Here is a 16,980-nt window from a genome sequence, read left to right as displayed (position 1 = left end):
CCGCTCCGGCTACGCCCCCGCTTCCCGCAAGCGGGGAGCAGCGCACCGCGTCGATCACGATCCCGGCCGAGTTCGGCGAATCCCAGACTTCGAGCTTCAGCTCGACAGTGAGCGGGGCGCCGCCGAAGGCCGTGCCCTCCAGCCGGATATGGGCCCATGTCCGGTCGGTCAGCCACGGAACGTGGTCGCTCGGGCCGACCTGGACGTCGCCCGGCGCCAGCGGTGCGTCGAGCTGGCTCGCCGCCGCCCGGGTCTTCGAGAGCGTCTTGGATTCCAGCCGCTCGCGCTCCAGCATGTTCAGGAAGTCGGCATTGCCGCCGAAATGAGCCGGTAGGTCCGGTCGAGCCGCACCCCGCGCTCGCGCATCGGGTTGGCCGGCACCCGGTGCACGATGGTGGCGCCGACCTGGCTCTTGATGTCGGCGCCGATGATCGGCAGCCCCTTCGCGGCGAAGCGCTCCGCCCAGTCCGGATTCGACGCGATGAAGACCGGGATGCAGGTCACGAAGGCGCAGCCGGCCTCAAGCGCGCAGGCCGCGTCGAACTCGGTCGCCGCCTGGGCGCCCACCGGCCGGTAGGAGACCAGCACCTGCGTGCCGGCGCGCCGCAATTCGGCCGCCACGTCGGCCACCGGCTCGGAGGACTCCGTGACTACGTCCTCGAGATAGCGGCCGATTCCGTCGAGCGTCCGCCCGCGCCGGACCGTGACGCCGGTCTCCGGCACGGTGGCGAAGCGCAGGGTGTTGTTGGGCTCGGCCAGGATCGCGTCGGCGACGTCGCGCCCGACCTTGGCGCGCTCACGTCGAAGGCGGCGCCCACGGTGATGTCCCCCACCCGGTAGCCGCCGAGATCCGGCGACATCAGGCCCGGCACGGGTTCGCCCGGGGTGGCGTCGCGGTGATGGTGCAGCCCCTGCACGAAGGACGATGCGCAATTGCCGAGCCCGACTTGGATGGGGGCGGCGTCCATCAGCGCCTCGGCCGCCCGGGGCGTGGATCAGCCGGCGACAACGGCGTGCTCCTCGATCGCCGGACGCGTTTGGCGCGGGGTGATCTCGCGGGAGAACCACGCGATCGTCGCCTCCAACCCCGCTTCGAGCGGCACCTTGGGCGACCAGCCCAGCAGGGTCTCGGCCCGGGTGATGTCAGGGCGGCGGCGCTGCGGATCGTCCACCGGCAGCGGCCGCCGCACGATCCGGGACGGCGTCCCGGTCATCCGCACCACGCGGTCGACCAACTCGCCGACGGTCATCTCGTGAGGGTTGCCGAGATTGACCGGCCCGTCGAGGGGGGTCTCGGCCGCCATCAGCCCGAGAAGGCCGTCCACCAAGTCGCTGACGTAGCAGAAGGAACGGGTCTGCGCGCCGTTGCCGTAGACCGTGATGTCGTCGCCCGCGAGCGCTTGGCAGATCACGTTGGAGACGACGCGGCCGTCATCGGCGCGCATCCGGGGGCCGTAGGTGTTGAAGATCCGGGCGACGCGGATATCGAGGCCGTGCCGGCGCTCGAAATCGAAGGTCAGGGTCTCGGCGGAGCGCTTGCCCTCGTCGTAGCAGGCCCGTGGCCCCGTGGGATTGACGTTGCCCCAGTAGGATTCCGCCTGCGGATGCTGCTCCGGATCGCCGTAGACCTCGCTGGTCGAGGCCTGGAGGAACCGCGCGCCCGTATCGCGGGCGATCTCCAGGAGCCGGCTGGTGCCCAGCACGCTGGTCATCATCGTGTGGACCGGGTCGGCCTGATAGTGCGGCGGCGAGGCCGCACAGGCGAGATTGAACACCCAGGCGGCCTTCGGCAGGGCCGGCAGCGGCTCGGTCACGTCCGCCTCCACGAGATCGAAGCGCGGCTCGCGGGCGAGATGGGCGAGGTTTGCCCGCCGCCCGGTCAGCAGGCTGTCCACGCAGGTGACACGGGCCCCCTCGGCGAGGAGCGCGTCGATCAGATGCGAGCCGATGAACCCGGCGCCGCCGGCGACGAGAACCCGGATACCGCTCCTGCTTCCCACCATCATTCTCCCGAGTGCCTGAAGTGCCCTGATGCCGGACCGGATACCGGCCCGGCGTCGAAGCCCGCGTCACGACAACGACGTCGCGGCGTGACCGGTGCGTGACCGGTGCGTGCGCGATCGGGCGCGCGCCGCGCGGGCACCTCCCCGAGATAGCGCTCAAGTTCAGCGGCGCGGGCAGCGGCGGTGTGCCGCGCGAGGATCGCCGCGCGGGCCGCCATGCCGAGCCGCCGCCGCTCCGCCTCGGATTGCCCACCCAGGATGGCGAGGACGGCGTCCGGACCGTCAGGCAGCAGGATCTCGCGCCCCGGCACGAGCAGCGTGTCGAGCCCGTCCCAGGCGTCGGAGAGCACCGGTGTGCCGGAGCCGCCCGGATCGCGATGCGCGATGGTGCAGGCCCAGGGTGCAGACTGGTGCGGCGGGCCCTGCACCGAAGGTAGCTCGGTGACGCGCTGGGACGATCGCGGAGCAGAAACAGGTCGGCCCAATTCCCGAGCGATAGATTTTGCCATTGCTCATAATAATAGCGCGGCGGTACCCATCGGGATGAAGCGGATTTCCGGTGGGATCGACGATCTGCACGGCTTCATAGCCAGCATCGATCCATTTCTTCGCAAGCACCACAGCGCTCGCCGCTTTCGTTCTCGTCTGCTGGACGATGCCGTCTCGCGACGTGGCAGTGACGACATACTGGGCTGCGCCGATACTCGTCCGTGTCATGGCTGCAGCGGTACGCAGGCCCGTGATCACGACGACAAAGTAGGTTAAACAGCCAAACTGGACGGCGGCATTTCGGCCGTTGTTGGCTGACACTTCGGATGCCGCTGGCGCCATCCGCGGCGCGGCCATTCAGCAGCGGCTGCGCACATGACAGACGCCAGCATGAAACCCTGGCCGCCGGAAAGCCGACGAACGGGGGCCCTTGGACAGCGCAGATGGCCTTCGGCACCGCCGGTATGGGATCGTCCGCTTGTCCGCCGGACCTGGTCCGGAGCGAGAACCGGCACAGCGTGACCGGTCCCGGCGGCATCGACGCCGGCCTGTGCGTGATCTGGCGGAAGCGGATGGGAATCGAACCCACCGTACGCTGTTGGCGTACCGCTGGTTTTGAAGACCAGGAGGGCCACCAGACCCCGTTCGCCTCCGGGATCGGGGTTACGGGCCGCCCTTCATGGGGTCAAGGGCTCCGCGGCAGGCTGCGCCTGGGGATGCCGGGGCGTGCGCAAAGGTCGCGCCCGCTCAGGTCCCCCGCTCGTCCGGCGCGAGCGGCAGGCCGAACGAGGCCCCCGTCCGGGCCGACGTGAAGGCGGCCTCCAGACAGGCCATCACGCGGATGGCCTCCCGCGTCGATGCGTCGTCGACCGTGCCCCGGGCGATCAGCTCGGCCACGCCCTGGTAGAAGCGACGCTGATCCCCGGTGATCGACGGTCGACGCGTCACCCGCCCGGTCCCGTCGTGGATCTCGAGATCGTCCGGATCCGCGCCCCATCCCGGCGCGCCGGGGGCGAGACCCGCCAGCAACTGCTGCTCCTGACGATCGGCGCCATGCTTGATCAGGCTGCCGGCCTCGCCATGCGCCAGGAAGCGGGGCGATCCGCCGGCGACCAGCATGCTGGCCTGCAGCAGCACCCGGCGGTCCGGATAATCCAGCACCACGTGGGCCCAATCATCCGCCCGTGCGCCGGGGCGGAGCTGCGCGAGGCTGGCGGTCACGCGTTCGGGCAGGCCGAACAGCAGGAGCGCCTGATCGAGGAGGTGCGGCCCGAGATCGTACCAGATCCCGCTGCCGGGGCCGGCGCCCTCACGCCACCGGTCGCGGACCTGGGGGCGGAACCGGTCGAAATGCGATTCGAAATGCCGGACCGGACCGATGACGCCCTCGCCGATGGCCGCCCGGACGGTCAGGAAGTCGCTGTCCCAGCGCCGGTTGTGAAACACCGTGAGCAGCCGGTCCCGGCCCCTGGCCCCGGCGCGGAGCGTGCGGGCCTCCGCGAGGTCCAGGGTGAAGGGCTTGTCGACCACGACATGCTTGCCGGCCGCGAGCGCAGCCTGCGCCAGGGGGGCGTGGGTGTCGTTGGGGGTGGCGATCACCACGAGGTCGACGGCGTCCGCGGTGGCGACCGCGTATGGATCGGCGACGACCGCCACACCGGGCAGGTCGGCCGCGACCCGGGCGGGATCGCTGGAGCCGATCAGCCGCAGGTCGAGCCCCGGGACGGCGCGGATCAGGGGCGCGTGGAAGGTCCGGCCGGCATAGCCGTAGCCGATCAGGCCGACCCGGATCGCAGGCGCGGCCTTCATCGCCGCGTCGTCCCTGGGCCGCGAGGAAGGCGCAGGGTCGCGCGCTCAGAACACCGGATCGCCATGCCCGACCTCGCCGCCACGGTACACGACACGAATTCGGATGCTTTGGGTCGGTTGTCCAACCCACCCCCTCATCCTGAGGTGCCGCAGCGGAGCGAAGGCCTCGAAGGAGCCCTCCAGATGGACCTGCGATCCCTGGAGCCCTTCTTCGAGGCCCGCTTCGCGGTCACCTCAGGCTGAGGGGATTGGATGGGATCGCCCGGGCGCGATGCGCTGTCGTGTCCTGTGCCTCGCCGCTGCGGGACGGCTCCAAATCTTTGTTTTGACGCGCCCTCTTGCACCGAACCGGTGTCCGCTTCGGCGGAGCGCGCCCTAAGGCCGACGCTCCGGAGCGTCGTGCCGATCCTGCCGACCTGTGAACCAGTAGACGAAGCCCGCCGCGACCATCAGCATCAGTGGGGCGATGATGGCAGCGGACAGGAAACTGCCCGTCATTCCTCGATCCTCCGCAAGACACGCCGCCCCACGAGATGTAGGCCCACGCTCAGGGATAACCAAGTCATCACCAGACCATTCAAGCCCGTGAGCGCGATCGAAGCTGTTGACGTGATGGATGTCACGATCGGAGCAAAGCATCCGACCGCGCGGGCAGCCACGGCCGCACCATTCAACCCCGTCGCAGTCAGCTTGATGCGTTCGTTCCGAGCGGCTTTGTTCATGGCGACCTTCCGGCCCAGCTTCCGCATCGCCCGTCGCCGCGCCAAGGATGCCTGCGAGACCGAGACAATTCGGTGCGTGACTCGAGGCCGCAACGCTCCGTGCGGTGGCAGACCTGCGAGGAATTCAACCTGTGGGCACCGCAACCGGGGCGATTCGTATTAATTCCGCCACACTGTTGTGGCCCTGCACCACCCATGCCGTTCCTGCAGCGCTCACCGACAGAGGAAGGCCCCGTGCCGGACCCGGAAGGGCCGGGCGAGGGAACCAATCCGGACGCGGCCTTGGCCGAGTCGCTGCGGCCGGGCCCCCGCGGCCCGGGCTGGATCGGCGCGGCCGTGGTGGTCACCGCCCTGATCTCGGCGCTCGCGACCTTCCTGATCCTGGCCGGCGTGATCCGGGTGACGCCGACGCCGGCCTACGGCGTGACGCTGCTGGCCATCAACGCCGTCCTGGTGCTCAGCCTCGTCTTCATCATCGCCTGGGAGGCGCGGGTCTTCCTGCATGCCCGCAAGGCCAACGCCGCGGTGGCGCGGCTGCACACCCGCATCGTCGGCCTGTTCAGCCTGATCGCGATCCTGCCGACCATCCTGCTCGCCGTGGTCGCCTCCGTGACCATCGACCGCGGCCTGTCGCTCGGCTTCACCGACCGGGTCCGCGACGTGGTGCTAAAATCCGTGGAGGTGGCCGACGCCTACCAGGAGAACCAGTGCCAGAGCCTCGCCCGGGAGATCCGGATCCTCGCCGACGACCTGACCCGGGCCCGTCCGAATTTCGACGTCAACCGGGACTGGTTCCAGAACTTCCTGACGACCCGGGCGAGCAATCTCGGCCTGCCGGTCGCCCAGATCATGCGGGGCCCCACCGAGGTGGTGGCCCGGGCCAAGATCGACGTCCTGAAGACCAACCGCCTGCCCTCGGCGGCGGCCTTCGAGGACGCGGCGTCCTCCGCCGATCCGATCTGCCTGCTGCCCACCGAGGGGCGGGTCTTCGCCGCGCTGATGCGGATGCCCGCTTACGACGACGCGGTGCTGATGGTGCAGCGGGAGGTGAGCCAGCTCGCCATCGACTTCCCCGGCGTGTCCCGGGCGGCGGCGGCCGAGTACCTCACCTACGATTCGCTGCGCCGCTCGATCCAGATCACCTTCGCGTCGGTGTTCCTGCTGATCGCGCTGATCGCGCTGCTCTCGGCGGTGTGGTTCGGCATGAACTTCGCCAACCGGTTCGTGGCGCCGATCCGGCGCCTGATCAACGCCGCCGATCAGGTCGCCTCGGGCAATTTCTACGCCCAGGTGCCGACCAAGAAGACCAGCGGCGACCTCGCCCATCTGGGCGAGAGCTTCAACAAGATGACCCAGGAGCTGCGCCGCCAGCATGCGGGCCTGCTCGCGGCGAGCGACCTGATCGACACCCGCCGTCGGTTCACGGAAGCCGTGCTCTCAGGCGTGTCGCCCGGGGTGATCGGCCTCGACGCGGCGGGCTTCGTCACCATCGCCAATCCGGCCGCCGAGCGGATCCTCGATCTCGACAGCGAGGCCCTGGTCGGCCAGCCGCTGGCCCGGGCGGTGCCGGAACTCGCCCCCGTTCTGGCCGAGAGCGAGGCCCGCCCGCGCAGCCTGCAGCAGCAGCAGATCCAGCTCACCCGGTCGCGGGGCGAGCGGACCATCACGGTGCGGGTCACGAGCGAGCAGGCGCAGGGGTCGTCCCGCGGCTGGGTGGTGACGCTCGACGACATCACCGACCTCGTCCAGGCGCAGCGCAGCTCGGCCTGGGGCGATGTGGCGCGCCGGATCGCCCACGAGATCAAGAACCCGCTGACCCCGATCCAGCTCTCGGCCGAGCGGATCCGGCGCAAGTACGGGAAGGTCATCACCACCGACAAGGAGGTGTTCGACCAGTGCACCGCCACGATCGTGCGTCAGGTGGACGAGATCAAGCGCATGGTCGACGAGTTCTCGGCCTTCGCGCGGATGCCCAAGCCGGCCATCGCCCCCAACGACCTGACCGAGATCGCCAAGCAGAACCTGTTCATGATGCGGGTCGCGCACCCCGACATCGACTTCGCGTTCTCGGCGCAAGGGGGCGCGGGGAGTGCGGAAAAGATCGTGGCGGCCTTCGACATCAGGCTGCTCAGCCAGGTGATCACCAACATCCTCAAGAACGCCGTCGAGGCGGTGGCCGAGGTGCCCGAGGCCGAGCTCGGCAAGGGCAAGATCAGCGTGAGCCTCGCCGTCGAGGACGGGTTCGCGGTGATCGCCGTCACCGACAACGGCAAGGGTTTCCCGGCCGAGGGACGCCAGCGCCTGCTCGAGCCCTACATGACCACCCGCGAGGGTGGGACCGGGCTGGGGCTTGCTATCGTCAGCAAGGTGCTTGAGGAGCACGGCGGCGGGATCGAGCTGAACGACAATCCCGCCGGCCGCGGCGGCCAGGTGCGGATGCGGATCCCGCGCGAGCAGGGGTCCGAGCCGGCGGCGGCGCCGTCTGGAACCCGCCCCGTCACGACAGAGGAGAAGGGCGCCGCACCGACGGCCCCCCGGATCGCGGAGATGCACGCATGAGCGCCGATATCCTGATCGTCGACGACGAGGCCGACATCCGCGACCTCGTGGCCGGGATCCTGGACGACGAAGGCCACCGCTGCCGCACGGCCGGCGGCTCGGACGAGGCGTTGGCCGCCATCGAGGCGCGCCGGCCGCACCTCGTCTTCCTCGACATCTGGCTGCAGGGCTCCCGGCTCGACGGGCTGCAGGTGCTCGACCTGATCAAGGCCGCGAACCCCGACCTGCCGGTGGTGATGATCTCGGGCCACGGCAACATCGAGACCGCGGTCTCGGCCATCAAGGCAGGCGCCTACGACTTCATCGAGAAGCCGTTCAAGGCCGACCGGCTGATCCTGGTGGCCGAGCGGGCCCTTGAAGCCTCGTGGCTCCGGCGCGAGGTCCGCGACCTGACGGCGCGCTCCGGCAACGCCAACCGCATCGTCGGCGGCTCGCTCGCGATCAACCAGCTCCGCCAGACCCTCGACCGGGTGGCGCCGACCAACGCCCGGGTGATGATCACCGGGGCGCTCGGCGCCGGCAAGGAACTCGCCGCCCGCAGCCTGCACAAGGCCTCGGCCCGGTCGAACGGCCCGTTCGTGCTCCTGAACGCCGCCGCGATCCTGCCCGAGACCATGGAGGCCGAGCTGTTCGGCGTCGAGGGCGAGAGCGGCCGGCGGGTCGGCGCCCTGGAGGAGGCCCATGGCGGCACCCTCTACCTCGACGAGGTCGCCGACATGCCGCGGGAGACCCAGAACCGGATCCTGCGCGTCCTGGTCGATCAGAATTTCCAGCGTGTCGGCGGCACGACGCGGGTCCATGTCGACGTGCGGATCATCTCCTCGTCCTCCCGGGACCTGCAGGAGGAGATCGCGGCGGGCCGGTTCCGCGAGGACCTGTTCCACCGCCTCTCGGTGGTGCCGATCCGGGTGCCGTCGCTGGCCGAGCGCCGGGAGGACGTGCCGGAGCTGATCCAGTTCTTCATGGACAACATCTCGTCCCAGACCGGCCTTCCGAAGCGCCGGATCGCCGAGGACGCGATGGCGGTGCTGCAGTCGCACAACTGGCCCGGCAACGTCCGCCAGCTGAAGAACAACGTCGAGCGGCTGATGATCCTGACCCAGGCCGATCCGGAGCAGGAGGTCACCTCCGAGATGCTGCCCTCCGAGATCGGTGCCCTGGTGCCGACGACGCCGGGCGGGGCGGGCGGCGAGAAGCTGATGAGCCTCGCGCTCCGGGAGGCCCGCGAGATCTTCGAGCGCGAGTACCTCGTGGCGCAGATCGCCCGGTTCTCGGGCAACATCTCGCGCACCGCCGAGTTCATCGGCATGGAGCGCTCGGCCCTGCACCGTAAGTTGAAGTCCCTCGGCATCGGCCCGTAGGCCGGAGGCGCGGAGCGTCGTTCCGGGCGAGGGGCGCGGTCGCCGAGACACGGCACTGGACAACCGGAGACTTGGAGCCTCGCCCCGATTCCAATGTCCGGGGTGATGCTCTAGGGCAAATGGACGCGTTGAGAGCGGCGCCGATCCGTCACGGGTCGGCCGGGTACGGGGGTTGCTTGCGCCCACGCTTTGACGACGTCATGTTGTATACACGGCTGCGGACAGGGTGACCGGACGATCCGGCCCGCGGCATACCCATCCCGGGCCGAGTGCACCGGGACAACAAGAAGGCCAAGAAGATGGCGGGCGAACGCGCACAGAACCTTCAGGACACTTTTCTCAACCATGTCCGCAAGAACAAGATTCCGCTGACGATCTTCCTGGTCAACGGCGTCAAGCTGCAGGGCGTGGTGACCTGGTTCGACAACTTCTGCGTGCTGCTACGGCGGGATGGCCATTCGCAGCTCGTATACAAGCACGCGATCTCCACGATCATGCCGGGCCACCCGGTGCAGCTGTTCGAGCCGGACGAGACCGCCGAGAAGGCGTAGTTTTATGCACTAGGGCATCCGCTTCTCTCCCCTCTGTGTGGGGGAGGGAGAACCGTGGATCCGCTTGCGCCCTCGCGGATATCCGCCGCCCCGCCGGTCCGGCATCTTGGCCCGGCCCGTCCGAATCCCCATTCTGACGAGTCCGAGTTCTCGAACGAAGCCGCCGGCGATCCGGCGGCGCCAAAGGCCGTATGACCGAAACGCTGACGTCCGGCGAAGCCCGCCTCCAGGCGCACGCCGCCCCCGAGGGCGAAATCGCCGCGGCGACCCATACCCTGGTGATCGGCCCGTATCTGGCGCGCAACGCCTACGGGGCCGGGCCGGGGCAGGCCGCGCCCACCCGCTCCGTGGAGGCCCGCCTCGACGAGGCGACCGGGCTCGCCGCCGCGATCGAGCTCGACGTGGTCGAGAGCCTCGCGATCAGCCTGCCGCGGATCCGCCCCTCGACCTATCTCGGCAAGGGTCGCGTCGAAGAAATCGCCGGCCTGATCCGCGCCCGGGAGATCGGCCTCGTGGTGATGGATTGCGCCCTCTCGCCGGTGCAGCAGCGCAACCTCGAAAAGGCCTGGGGCGCCAAGGTCATCGACCGCACCGGCCTGATCCTGGAGATCTTCGGGCGCCGCGCCTCGACCCGCGAGGGCACGCTCCAGGTCGAGCACGCCCACCTCGCCTACCAGAAATCCCGACTCGTCCGGTCCTGGACCCACCTGGAGCGCCAGCGCGGCGGCTTCGGCTTCCTGGGCGGCCCCGGCGAGACCCAGATCGAGGCCGACCGGCGCATGATCCAGGAGCGCATGACCCGGATCGAGCGCGACCTCGACGCGGTGGTCCGCACCCGTGGCCTGCACCGCCAGAGCCGGGCGCGGGTGCCGTACCCGATCGTGGCGCTGGTCGGCTACACGAACGCCGGCAAGTCGAGCCTGTTCAACACGCTGACCCGGGCCGAGGTCACCGCCAAGGACATGCTGTTCGCCACCCTCGACCCCACCGCCCGGGCGACCAAGCTGCCCCACGGTGAGACCGTGATCCTGTCCGACACGGTGGGCTTCATCTCCGACCTGCCGACCCCGCTGATCGCCGCCTTCCGGGCGACCCTGGAGGACGCCATCGAGGCCGACGTGCTGCTGCACGTGCGCGACGTCTCCCACGTGGATTCCGAGGCCCAGGCCGAGGATGTCGGCGAGGTGCTGCGCGAGCTCGGCATCGAGACCAGCGCCGACCGGATCATCGAGGTCTGGAACAAGGCCGACCTGCTCGACGACGACGAGCGCACCCGGCTCCTGAACCTCAGCGGCCAGGCCAGGACCCGCAACGACCGCGACAGCGCCGCGCCGGTGCTGGTCTCGGCGCTGACCGGGGAGGGGCTTTCCGCCCTCACCAGCCGGATCGAGGCGCGGATCGGGCGCAACCGCGCGAGCTTCGCGGTGGCCCTGCCGCCGGAGGACGGGGCGTCCCTGAACTGGCTCTACGAGAATGCCGAGATCCTGGACCGCCGGTCGGAGGCCGACGGCACCCTGCATCTGGCGGTGCGGATCGCCCCCGAGAAGGAGCCGCGCTTCCTCAACCGGTTCACGGCGGCCCGGCGCCTCGGCCGGGGCGGTTGATGGCCTCAGGCCGCGCCGGCACCCCGCCGCTCCCCGGCCTGCGAACCGCCCGGGCGCCGGTGGAGCGCCGCGCGGTGCCCCCGGATCAGGACGAGGATGCGGTGCTGCGGGCCATGCAGGCCGGCGGGGGCCTGCGCCTGCTCGGTTTGCGCATCGTGATCGTGCTGGTGCTGCTGATGGCGGCCCAGGCCTATGACGGCTCGCTGCACGCCCTGAGCCACTGGTTCATCCTGGCCCTCTACGGCCTTGGTACGGTCTGGTTCGGGCTGCGCGAGCGGGGCGGCGGGCCGGCGGCTTCGGCCTATAGCTGGGCCGGCACCGGGCTCAATGCCGGGCTCGCCGTCTACGTGCTGATCGAGCACATGCTGGCGGGCGGCGGGGCGGGCCTCGGCGCCGACACGGTGAGCCGCCTGCCGGCCTTCCTGCTCCTGCTCCAGACCGGCCTGAGCATGCGGGTGGCCCAGACCGTGGTGTTCTGCGGCGTCGTCCTCGCCTGCTGGAGCGTGACCTTCGGGATCGGGCTGGGGCATCCGGAGCTGTTTCCGAACGCGGACACCTTCCCGACCGCGCAGCTCACGGGACTCGCCACCTTCGCGGCGGCGGGTCTGCTGGTGGTGGACGGGGTGGTCCGCCTGCGGGGGGCGGTGGCGCGGGCCCTGCGCATGGAGCACGAACGGACCCTGCTCGCCCGCTTCGTGCCCGACGCGGTCGCCCTCGATCTCTCGGCCGAGGACGGGGATTCGGCGCTCGGCGTCCACCGGCGCCACGCCTGCCTGATGATCCTCGACATCCGGGGCTTCTCCCGGCTCTCGGGCGAGCACCCACCGGAGGCCATGGTGGCGGCCCTGCTCGCCGTGCGGGCGACCGCGCAGGCGGCGGTGGACGAGGCGGGCGGCCTCGTGGACAAGTATATCGGCGACGCGGTGCTGGTGCAGTTCGTGGTCGACCGGCCGGACGCGCAGGCGCGGGCAGCGCTCGCCTGCGCCCTCTCGCTCCGCCGCCGGATCGCCGCCCTCAACGCGGCGCGGGACGCGGAGGGGCTGTTCACCCTGCGGGTCGTGGTCGCCCTGCATGCGGGCGACCTGCTGGTCGGGGTGTTCGACGACGGGGTCCGGGCCGAATACACGGTGCTGGGCCCGGCCATGAACGCCCTGTCGCGGATCGAGGCTCAGGCCAAGGCGGCCGAGATCGAACTCGCCGCCTCGGGGGATTTTCTGGATCTGCTCGGCGGCGCGCTGCCGGAGGGCATCCGGGCGGTCCAGGTGCCGGGGGCGGTGCTGCCGGGATCGTTGACCCTGTTCGCCGTGGTGGCCCAGCAGGATCCCGATCCGACCCTCCCCATCCGCCCGGGCGTGCGGATTCCCGCATCGGGTGCGGCCGCACCGGCTCAGGGCTGAGCGCGGGTCCCCGCTGCCAGGGGGGCCCCGGCGCCGTTCCCACACCGGCTTCAGCACGGCGCGACCTGCCCCCCCCTCCCGTGCGGGAGAGGGTCGGGGTGAGGGACGAGACGGTTCAGGATTGGGTGCGCCCTCAACGCACGGTCAGGGCGAGCCCCCTCCGGAAAGATCCGATCCCTCGCCCGGCTTTCTGCGAAGGCAGATTTCTCCCGCACGGGGAGGGGGTCCTGTCGCGCTCTGCCGCCAGCGCATCGATCCGCTGGCGCGATGGGGATGTCACAGAGCCCGGCCCGAGCGCGCCGAAGCCGGTCCCCGGTGCCGGACCTTGAGGCGCCCTGCGGTGCGACGCCCGGTGCCGGAACCGGGAGGATTTCAATCCGTTCGGTCGTCGCGGCGCAGCGTCGCGGAGAACGGTCAGATTATGAACAAGCTCATCCTCGGCGCGACGCTCGCGCTCGGCCTCGTCGTCGGCGCCGCCAGCCCGACCCTGGCAGCCCCCGGCGACGGCCTCGACCGGAACGCCGTCGCCACGGGCAACAGCAATATGGGCGGCATGCACCGCACCGCCCGGATGCAGTCGCGGATGATGCGCCACCGCATGATGCACCGGCACCACCACCGTCACCACATGATGCGCCGTCATATGCGCTAAGAGGGGCATCCCGGTTCGAACAGGCTTGAAGGCTGTTCGAACCGGGGATCTTGGGTTTCCAAAGGACCATGCCCCTGGGCGGTCTCTCACGGCAGGGCCCTGAGTTTTCCGGCCGGAAAATATTCACCAAGTCTCTGCCTGGGTCTGCGAAACGTCTCGACCCAGCCCTGTCACGGTGTTGTGCGCTCGACGGGGCCGCCAGGGCTCTCCGTCATCGCGAGCGTGGGCGAAGCGACCCAGGGCAGCGCGACCTGGATCAGCGTGGCGCTGCTGGATTGCTTCGCCCACGCTCGCAAAGACGGTGGCCTTGCCCATCGTGCGCTCAGCCACTGAGCGATCCGAGGAAACCATCACCCGAAAGGGTCTCGGAAACATCTCGAAAGGGCCGGGTCGAGACCTTTCGAAACTGGGACTGGAACCGTCCGCACGATGCGCGCCCGTCAATGCGGGTGCCGACCAGCGCGGCTTCTGCGACGCCCCCGGTCTCATGCCCCCGCCAAATCGGGTGCCGCACCACGAGGACGGGATTCTGGGATCGGGACGGTTGATGCGCTTCGCCCTGGGATGCCTCGCAGCGCCCGCCGCCATCGCCCCCGCGCAGGCCCAGACCCAGCCGGTCCCACCCCTGGTCTTCACCGGCATCCCCGATCAGGACGCGAGCCGCCTCGTCGAGCGCTTCGGCAAGGTCGCCCCCGGCCTTGAGTCCAGGCCCGGCGTGAGGGTGCGCCACCTCCCGGTGAAGAGCTACCCGGCGGCGGTCACCGGGGTCCAGGCCCGCCGGGCGGTGCCGGGCGCCCAGGCGATCGCGCGGGCGCCGAGGACGCGGCGTTCCAGACCGACCTCATCGCCAATGCCGCCACCGGGCTGAAGCCGGAGACGGAGTTTCCGAGGGCCGTCGCGGACAAAATCTTCACGTTCGGCGCCGCGCCTCGACCTCCGGGCGGCTGTTGCCGGACTACGTCATCCGGCACGCCTTTCCGGAAACGTGCGGGCGGCGCTCACCGGCATCACCGATCCGGCGATCCTGGAGCCGTTCGCGCGCTCGAAGTTCATCCCGGTGACCAATGCCGCCTACGCGCCCCTGGTCGAGGTCGGCCGGTCCACCGGCCTGCTGGACTGAACCGCGTGCCGGAGATCGTGCGGGCCGGGGCGGCCATCGTCCTCGGGAACGCCGCCGCGGCCTCTGACGGGCGCCCGGTCCTGCCCGGCATCACCCTGACCGTGCGGGCCGGCGAGCGCATCGCCCTGATGGGCCGCTCCGGCGCCGGCGAGTCGACCCTGATCGGCCTGTTCCACGGGCAGGCCCCCGACCGGATGGCCCTGGTGCCCCAGGCCGCCCGGGTGCGGCCGCCCCCAGTGTTCCACAACGTCCATATGGGCCGCCGCGACCGGCGCTCGCCCCTTTACAACCTGCGCAGGCGCATCCGCCCGGCGCGGGCCGACATCGCCGCCGTCGAGGCGGTCCTCGACCGGGTCGGGCTGGCGAACCGGCTCCGGGCGAAGGCCGGGGAACTGTCCGGCGGCCAGCGGCAGCGCGTCTCGGTGGCCCGCGCCCTCTACAACGGACGGCCGGTCCTGGTCGGCGACGAAGCCGGTCTCCGCGCTCGACCGCCAGCAGGGCGGCCGGATCCCCACCGGGCGGGCCCGCAGCCCTGAGACCCTGATCCTGGCGCGCCACGACGTCGCCCTGGCGCTGGCCCAGGCCGACCGGATCGTGGTGCTGGAGGCGGGCCGGACCGTCCCCGATGCGCCGGCACAGGATCTCGATGCGGCGCGGCTCCAGCCGTTCTCCGCGATCGCGTCGGCCGGATGCTTCGGCATCGCGTCAGGTCCGGGCGCCGCCGCGCTCGCGCACCTGCTCGGCCTGGAGGGCGTTGAGATAGCCGGTCAGGCGCCCGCTCACCGCCGGATCGGCGCATTGCACCCACAAAGGCGCCGGCAGGGTCCGGACGGGCAGGCGCAGCAGGAAGGCCTCGGCCGACAGGGCCGCCTCCCGCTCGGAGCCGGCCGCCAGCAGGCGGGCCCCCGCCTGCGTGCCGATCAGGATCGCGATCGTGGCCATGATGACGATCCACGGTGATGAGTCACCCCGGGACGATAACGATGCGCAGGCGCGAAGCGTTGCGCCGGCTCTATCAGCGCGTCGGGGGGCGGCAGAGCGGCTCCCGGGCCAGCGCGCGGCTGAACGACCACAGGCTCCGCCCGGGCGGACCGGTCAGCACCGCCCCGGTCAGGAGCATGCCGGCGGCCTTGCGGCAGAGGTCCCGGGCCCCGTGGATCGCCGCCTCCGCGTCGTCCGCCTCCGGCGGTCGCTGGCGAAGGCGAGGCCGCAGCGGCCGTCCGCGCGCTCCATCGTGCGGCGGAGATGATAGGCCGGCACCGCTCTGACCTCCCCGCGACGAACCACCATCGGCCCGCGGCACCACCATCGTCATCGCCTGCGGCCCGGCCCGGCTGATCCAGGTCGGGACACGGTGCGTTTCCCGGTCCCCGTCCGCCCGCCGGCCGACCCAGGATGTCGCAGACGGCTGCTCCGGGAGGTGCGCGCCAGACCGTGCTGGGTCTTGTTCCAGCGCTCCGGGGCGCGGACCAGTTCGACCAGCGCCAGCCACGCGGCGAGGCTGACCATCAGGAAGTAGACCGGCATCCCCAGGGCGCAGGGGGCGAGATCGCTCCAGCCGCGGCGGACGCTGCCGATCAGGGCGGGGAGGATGAGGGCGCCGAGCCCCGTCCCGAACAGGGTGATGGCGAGCCCCAGGCTGAGATTGTCCAGGAAGACGGGGGCGGCCGGGATCTCAATGACCAGGAAGGACCAGATCGCCGCGGCGAGGCAGGCCGGATAGGCCAGTGCCGAGACCACCGTGCCGGGGACCAGAGCCAGGGCGCTGAGCGCCTCCAGCCCGCCGAGGCGTCGCGCGTTGAACAGAGGCCTGCGCCCGTGGGTGAGGCTCGTCTGAACAAGCCCCTTGAGCCAGCGGATCCGCTGGCCGAGCCACGGCCGGAACCGGCTGGGTGCCTCCTCGTGGGTGGCGCTCGGCAGATCGCCCACCGTGTAGCCCGCGAGCGCGAGCCGCATCCCGAGATCGGCATCCTCGGTGACGTTGTAGGAATCCCAGCCGCCCAGGGCCCGGAGCACCCGGACGCGCAGGTGCGACCTTATGGAGCAAATGCACCAGAATGCGGCCTAGGTCAAGGCATACGCCATCGTCTATGATGGCAAAATGCGTGACGAAGCCCTCATCGCCGGATTGCTCGCCAAGCGCGAGGAACTGAACCGAGAGAACGCCGAACTGCGGGAACGCATGGCGATCCTAGCCAACGATATAGAGGCCATAGACAGGGTTCTCGACACCTGCGGCTTCAAGGGTGAACTAGAGGGGAAGACGCCCCGTGCGGCCCGTATCGTGCTGTTCTACCGCAACGAGCTACGGGACTATCTGTTGGCCGAGCTACGGAAGTCGCCCGAACCTCTGACGGCCCGGCAACTGGCCTGCCTCGTCTGCCAGACGGAGGGCAAGGACAGCAGCGACCGGCGCCTCATCACGGACGTGACTCGCCGCGTCGGCTCCGCGCTCAGGAAGATGCGTGCGAGCCGGATGATTGAGGGGGAGCGGACGCAGGCGGGGCAAGTGTGGCAGCCGCGAGTGTCCACGGATACGTAAGCGCGACAAATATGCGCGATTGTCGCCGCCGACTCCTGCATGATAACCCGTGTAGGGCAAGTGCGCTATATACCGCTCAACCCATGTGATAAAACTGCATAAATTCTCTGCAAACTGGACCGCAACTGAACCAAATTCATGACAAAATGATTATAAACAGAGAGCGCGAAA

At 70.4% G+C, this 16,980-nt stretch carries 18 protein-coding genes, 1 tRNA gene and 2 pseudogenes; 12 read left to right on the top strand and 9 right to left on the bottom strand.

The window, feature by feature from the left end; genetic code table 11:
• Position 1 precedes the first annotated feature (1 nt).
• From MKK88_RS22955 to MKK88_RS22945, 3 genes and pseudogenes are all read right to left on the bottom strand, one after another.
• Positions 2 to 968 (bottom strand): annotated as a pseudogene (locus MKK88_RS22955) (inositol-3-phosphate synthase); the annotation flags it as partial.
• A gap of 27 nt (positions 969 to 995) precedes the next feature.
• Complete coding sequence (locus MKK88_RS22950) at positions 996 to 2,003, bottom strand: UDP-glucuronic acid decarboxylase family protein (RefSeq protein ID WP_244003839.1); 1,008 nt, start codon at positions 2,001 to 2,003, stop codon at positions 996 to 998.
• A gap of 104 nt (positions 2,004 to 2,107) precedes the next feature.
• A pseudogene (locus tag MKK88_RS22945) lies at positions 2,108 to 2,365 on the bottom strand (glycosyltransferase); the annotation flags it as partial.
• Between the two features lie 79 nt (positions 2,366 to 2,444).
• On the opposite strand from MKK88_RS22945, the gene MKK88_RS22940 reads away from it, so the two are divergent.
• Positions 2,445 to 2,768: a hypothetical protein gene (locus MKK88_RS22940; RefSeq protein ID WP_244003837.1), complete on the top strand. Its 324-nt coding sequence runs from the start codon at positions 2,445 to 2,447 to the stop codon at positions 2,766 to 2,768.
• A gap of 284 nt (positions 2,769 to 3,052) precedes the next feature.
• On the opposite strand, the gene MKK88_RS22935 is transcribed toward MKK88_RS22940, so the two are convergent.
• A tRNA-Sec gene (locus MKK88_RS22935) sits at positions 3,053 to 3,145 on the bottom strand.
• Positions 3,146 to 3,239: 94 nt separating this feature from the next.
• Positions 3,240 to 4,301 (bottom strand): oxidoreductase, encoded by a 1,062-nt coding sequence (locus tag MKK88_RS22930; protein WP_244003835.1) that lies wholly within the window; start codon positions 4,299 to 4,301, stop codon positions 3,240 to 3,242.
• Between the two features lie 63 nt (positions 4,302 to 4,364).
• Here MKK88_RS22930 and MKK88_RS22925 point away from each other — a divergent pair, with 63 nt between their 5' ends.
• Complete coding sequence (locus MKK88_RS22925) at positions 4,365 to 4,544, top strand: hypothetical protein (protein WP_244003833.1); 180 nt, start codon at positions 4,365 to 4,367, stop codon at positions 4,542 to 4,544.
• Positions 4,545 to 4,676: 132 nt separating this feature from the next.
• Here MKK88_RS22925 and MKK88_RS33925 read toward each other — a convergent pair whose 3' ends face one another.
• On the bottom strand, positions 4,677 to 4,799 hold the full coding sequence (locus tag MKK88_RS33925) for a hypothetical protein (protein ID WP_279602475.1): 123 nt from the start codon (positions 4,797 to 4,799) through the stop codon (positions 4,677 to 4,679).
• Positions 4,796 to 5,023: an amino acid transporter gene (locus MKK88_RS22920; protein WP_244003831.1), complete on the bottom strand. Its 228-nt coding sequence runs from the start codon at positions 5,021 to 5,023 to the stop codon at positions 4,796 to 4,798. The genes MKK88_RS33925 and MKK88_RS22920 overlap by 4 nt, the downstream gene beginning before the upstream one ends.
• A 195-nt stretch (positions 5,024 to 5,218) precedes the next feature.
• Between MKK88_RS22920 and MKK88_RS22915 the strand changes: the two genes are divergently transcribed.
• The 9 genes from MKK88_RS22915 to MKK88_RS22880 all read left to right on the top strand — a co-directional run bounded on the left by MKK88_RS22915 (position 5,219) and on the right by MKK88_RS22880 (position 14,803).
• The gene (locus tag MKK88_RS22915; RefSeq protein ID WP_244003829.1) at positions 5,219 to 7,582 is read left to right on the top strand and encodes a sensor histidine kinase NtrY-like; all 2,364 of its coding nucleotides are present in this window, start codon (positions 5,219 to 5,221) and stop codon (positions 7,580 to 7,582) included.
• Complete coding sequence (locus MKK88_RS22910) at positions 7,579 to 8,943, top strand: sigma-54-dependent transcriptional regulator (protein WP_244003827.1); 1,365 nt, start codon at positions 7,579 to 7,581, stop codon at positions 8,941 to 8,943. Before MKK88_RS22915 ends, MKK88_RS22910 begins: the two co-directional genes overlap by 4 nt.
• A 299-nt stretch (positions 8,944 to 9,242) precedes the next feature.
• A complete protein-coding gene (hfq, locus tag MKK88_RS22905; protein WP_007563033.1) occupies positions 9,243 to 9,494 on the top strand; it encodes an RNA chaperone Hfq in 252 nt (83 codons plus the stop codon).
• Between the two features lie 191 nt (positions 9,495 to 9,685).
• Positions 9,686 to 11,098 carry a GTPase HflX gene (gene hflX / locus MKK88_RS22900; RefSeq protein ID WP_244003825.1) on the top strand — a complete coding sequence of 471 codons (1,413 nt, stop codon included), beginning with the start codon at positions 9,686 to 9,688 and terminating at the stop codon, positions 11,096 to 11,098.
• Positions 11,098 to 12,495 (top strand): adenylate/guanylate cyclase domain-containing protein, encoded by a 1,398-nt coding sequence (locus MKK88_RS22895; RefSeq protein ID WP_244003823.1) that lies wholly within the window; start codon positions 11,098 to 11,100, stop codon positions 12,493 to 12,495. Before hflX ends, MKK88_RS22895 begins: the two co-directional genes overlap by 1 nt.
• Positions 12,496 to 12,916: 421 nt before the next feature.
• A complete protein-coding gene (locus MKK88_RS22890) occupies positions 12,917 to 13,147 on the top strand; it encodes a hypothetical protein (RefSeq protein ID WP_244003821.1) in 231 nt (76 codons plus the stop codon).
• A gap of 547 nt (positions 13,148 to 13,694) precedes the next feature.
• Positions 13,695 to 14,015 carry a hypothetical protein gene (locus MKK88_RS22885; protein ID WP_244003819.1) on the top strand — a complete coding sequence of 107 codons (321 nt, stop codon included), beginning with the start codon at positions 13,695 to 13,697 and terminating at the stop codon, positions 14,013 to 14,015.
• A gap of 117 nt (positions 14,016 to 14,132) precedes the next feature.
• A complete protein-coding gene (locus MKK88_RS33920; RefSeq protein ID WP_279602474.1) occupies positions 14,133 to 14,267 on the top strand; it encodes a hypothetical protein in 135 nt (44 codons plus the stop codon).
• A 5-nt stretch (positions 14,268 to 14,272) separates the two neighbouring features.
• Positions 14,273 to 14,803, top strand: coding sequence for an ATP-binding cassette domain-containing protein (locus MKK88_RS22880; protein WP_244003817.1), 531 nt, complete (start codon positions 14,273 to 14,275; stop codon positions 14,801 to 14,803).
• 169 nt (positions 14,804 to 14,972) lie between these two features.
• Here the strand turns inward: MKK88_RS22880 and MKK88_RS22875 are convergent, their stop codons facing one another.
• Complete coding sequence (locus MKK88_RS22875) at positions 14,973 to 15,209, bottom strand: hypothetical protein (protein WP_244003815.1); 237 nt, start codon at positions 15,207 to 15,209, stop codon at positions 14,973 to 14,975.
• Between the two features lie 369 nt (positions 15,210 to 15,578).
• The gene (locus tag MKK88_RS22870) at positions 15,579 to 16,283 is read right to left on the bottom strand and encodes a glycosyltransferase family 2 protein (protein ID WP_244003813.1); all 705 of its coding nucleotides are present in this window, start codon (positions 16,281 to 16,283) and stop codon (positions 15,579 to 15,581) included.
• Between the two features lie 85 nt (positions 16,284 to 16,368).
• Here MKK88_RS22870 and MKK88_RS22865 point away from each other — a divergent pair, with 85 nt between their 5' ends.
• Complete coding sequence (locus MKK88_RS22865) at positions 16,369 to 16,809, top strand: hypothetical protein (protein ID WP_244003811.1); 441 nt, start codon at positions 16,369 to 16,371, stop codon at positions 16,807 to 16,809.
• Positions 16,810 to 16,980 lie beyond the last annotated feature (171 nt).

Origin of the sequence: Methylobacterium sp. E-005 (genome assembly GCF_022829725.1) — a bacterium.
In the GTDB taxonomy this organism is placed as follows: Bacteria; Pseudomonadota; Alphaproteobacteria; order Rhizobiales; family Beijerinckiaceae; genus Methylobacterium.
The sequence above is the reverse complement of the archived record's forward strand: the minus strand, read 5'-3'. Positions and strand labels throughout refer to the sequence as shown.

Coding starts and splice junctions, on each gene's coding strand:
- MKK88_RS22895 (WP_244003823.1), top strand. CDS start 11,098: ATGGCCTCAGGCCGCGCCGGCACCCCGCCGCTCCCCGGCCTGCGAACC.
- hfq (WP_007563033.1), top strand. CDS start 9,243: ATGGCGGGCGAACGCGCACAGAACCTTCAGGACACTTTTCTCAACCAT.
- hflX (WP_244003825.1), top strand. CDS start 9,686: ATGACCGAAACGCTGACGTCCGGCGAAGCCCGCCTCCAGGCGCACGCC.
- MKK88_RS22890 (WP_244003821.1), top strand. CDS start 12,917: ATGAACAAGCTCATCCTCGGCGCGACGCTCGCGCTCGGCCTCGTCGTC.
- MKK88_RS22950 (WP_244003839.1), bottom strand. CDS start 2,003: ATGGTGGGAAGCAGGAGCGGTATCCGGGTTCTCGTCGCCGGCGGCGCC.
- MKK88_RS22865 (WP_244003811.1), top strand. CDS start 16,369: ATGCGTGACGAAGCCCTCATCGCCGGATTGCTCGCCAAGCGCGAGGAA.
- MKK88_RS33925 (WP_279602475.1), bottom strand. CDS start 4,799: ATGACGGGCAGTTTCCTGTCCGCTGCCATCATCGCCCCACTGATGCTG.
- MKK88_RS22875 (WP_244003815.1), bottom strand. CDS start 15,209: ATGGCCACGATCGCGATCCTGATCGGCACGCAGGCGGGGGCCCGCCTG.
- MKK88_RS22915 (WP_244003829.1), top strand. CDS start 5,219: ATGCCGTTCCTGCAGCGCTCACCGACAGAGGAAGGCCCCGTGCCGGAC.
- MKK88_RS22885 (WP_244003819.1), top strand. CDS start 13,695: ATGCGCTTCGCCCTGGGATGCCTCGCAGCGCCCGCCGCCATCGCCCCC.
- MKK88_RS22920 (WP_244003831.1), bottom strand. CDS start 5,023: ATGAACAAAGCCGCTCGGAACGAACGCATCAAGCTGACTGCGACGGGG.
- MKK88_RS22910 (WP_244003827.1), top strand. CDS start 7,579: ATGAGCGCCGATATCCTGATCGTCGACGACGAGGCCGACATCCGCGAC.
- MKK88_RS22925 (WP_244003833.1), top strand. CDS start 4,365: ATGCCCGACCTCGCCGCCACGGTACACGACACGAATTCGGATGCTTTG.
- MKK88_RS22930 (WP_244003835.1), bottom strand. CDS start 4,301: ATGAAGGCCGCGCCTGCGATCCGGGTCGGCCTGATCGGCTACGGCTAT.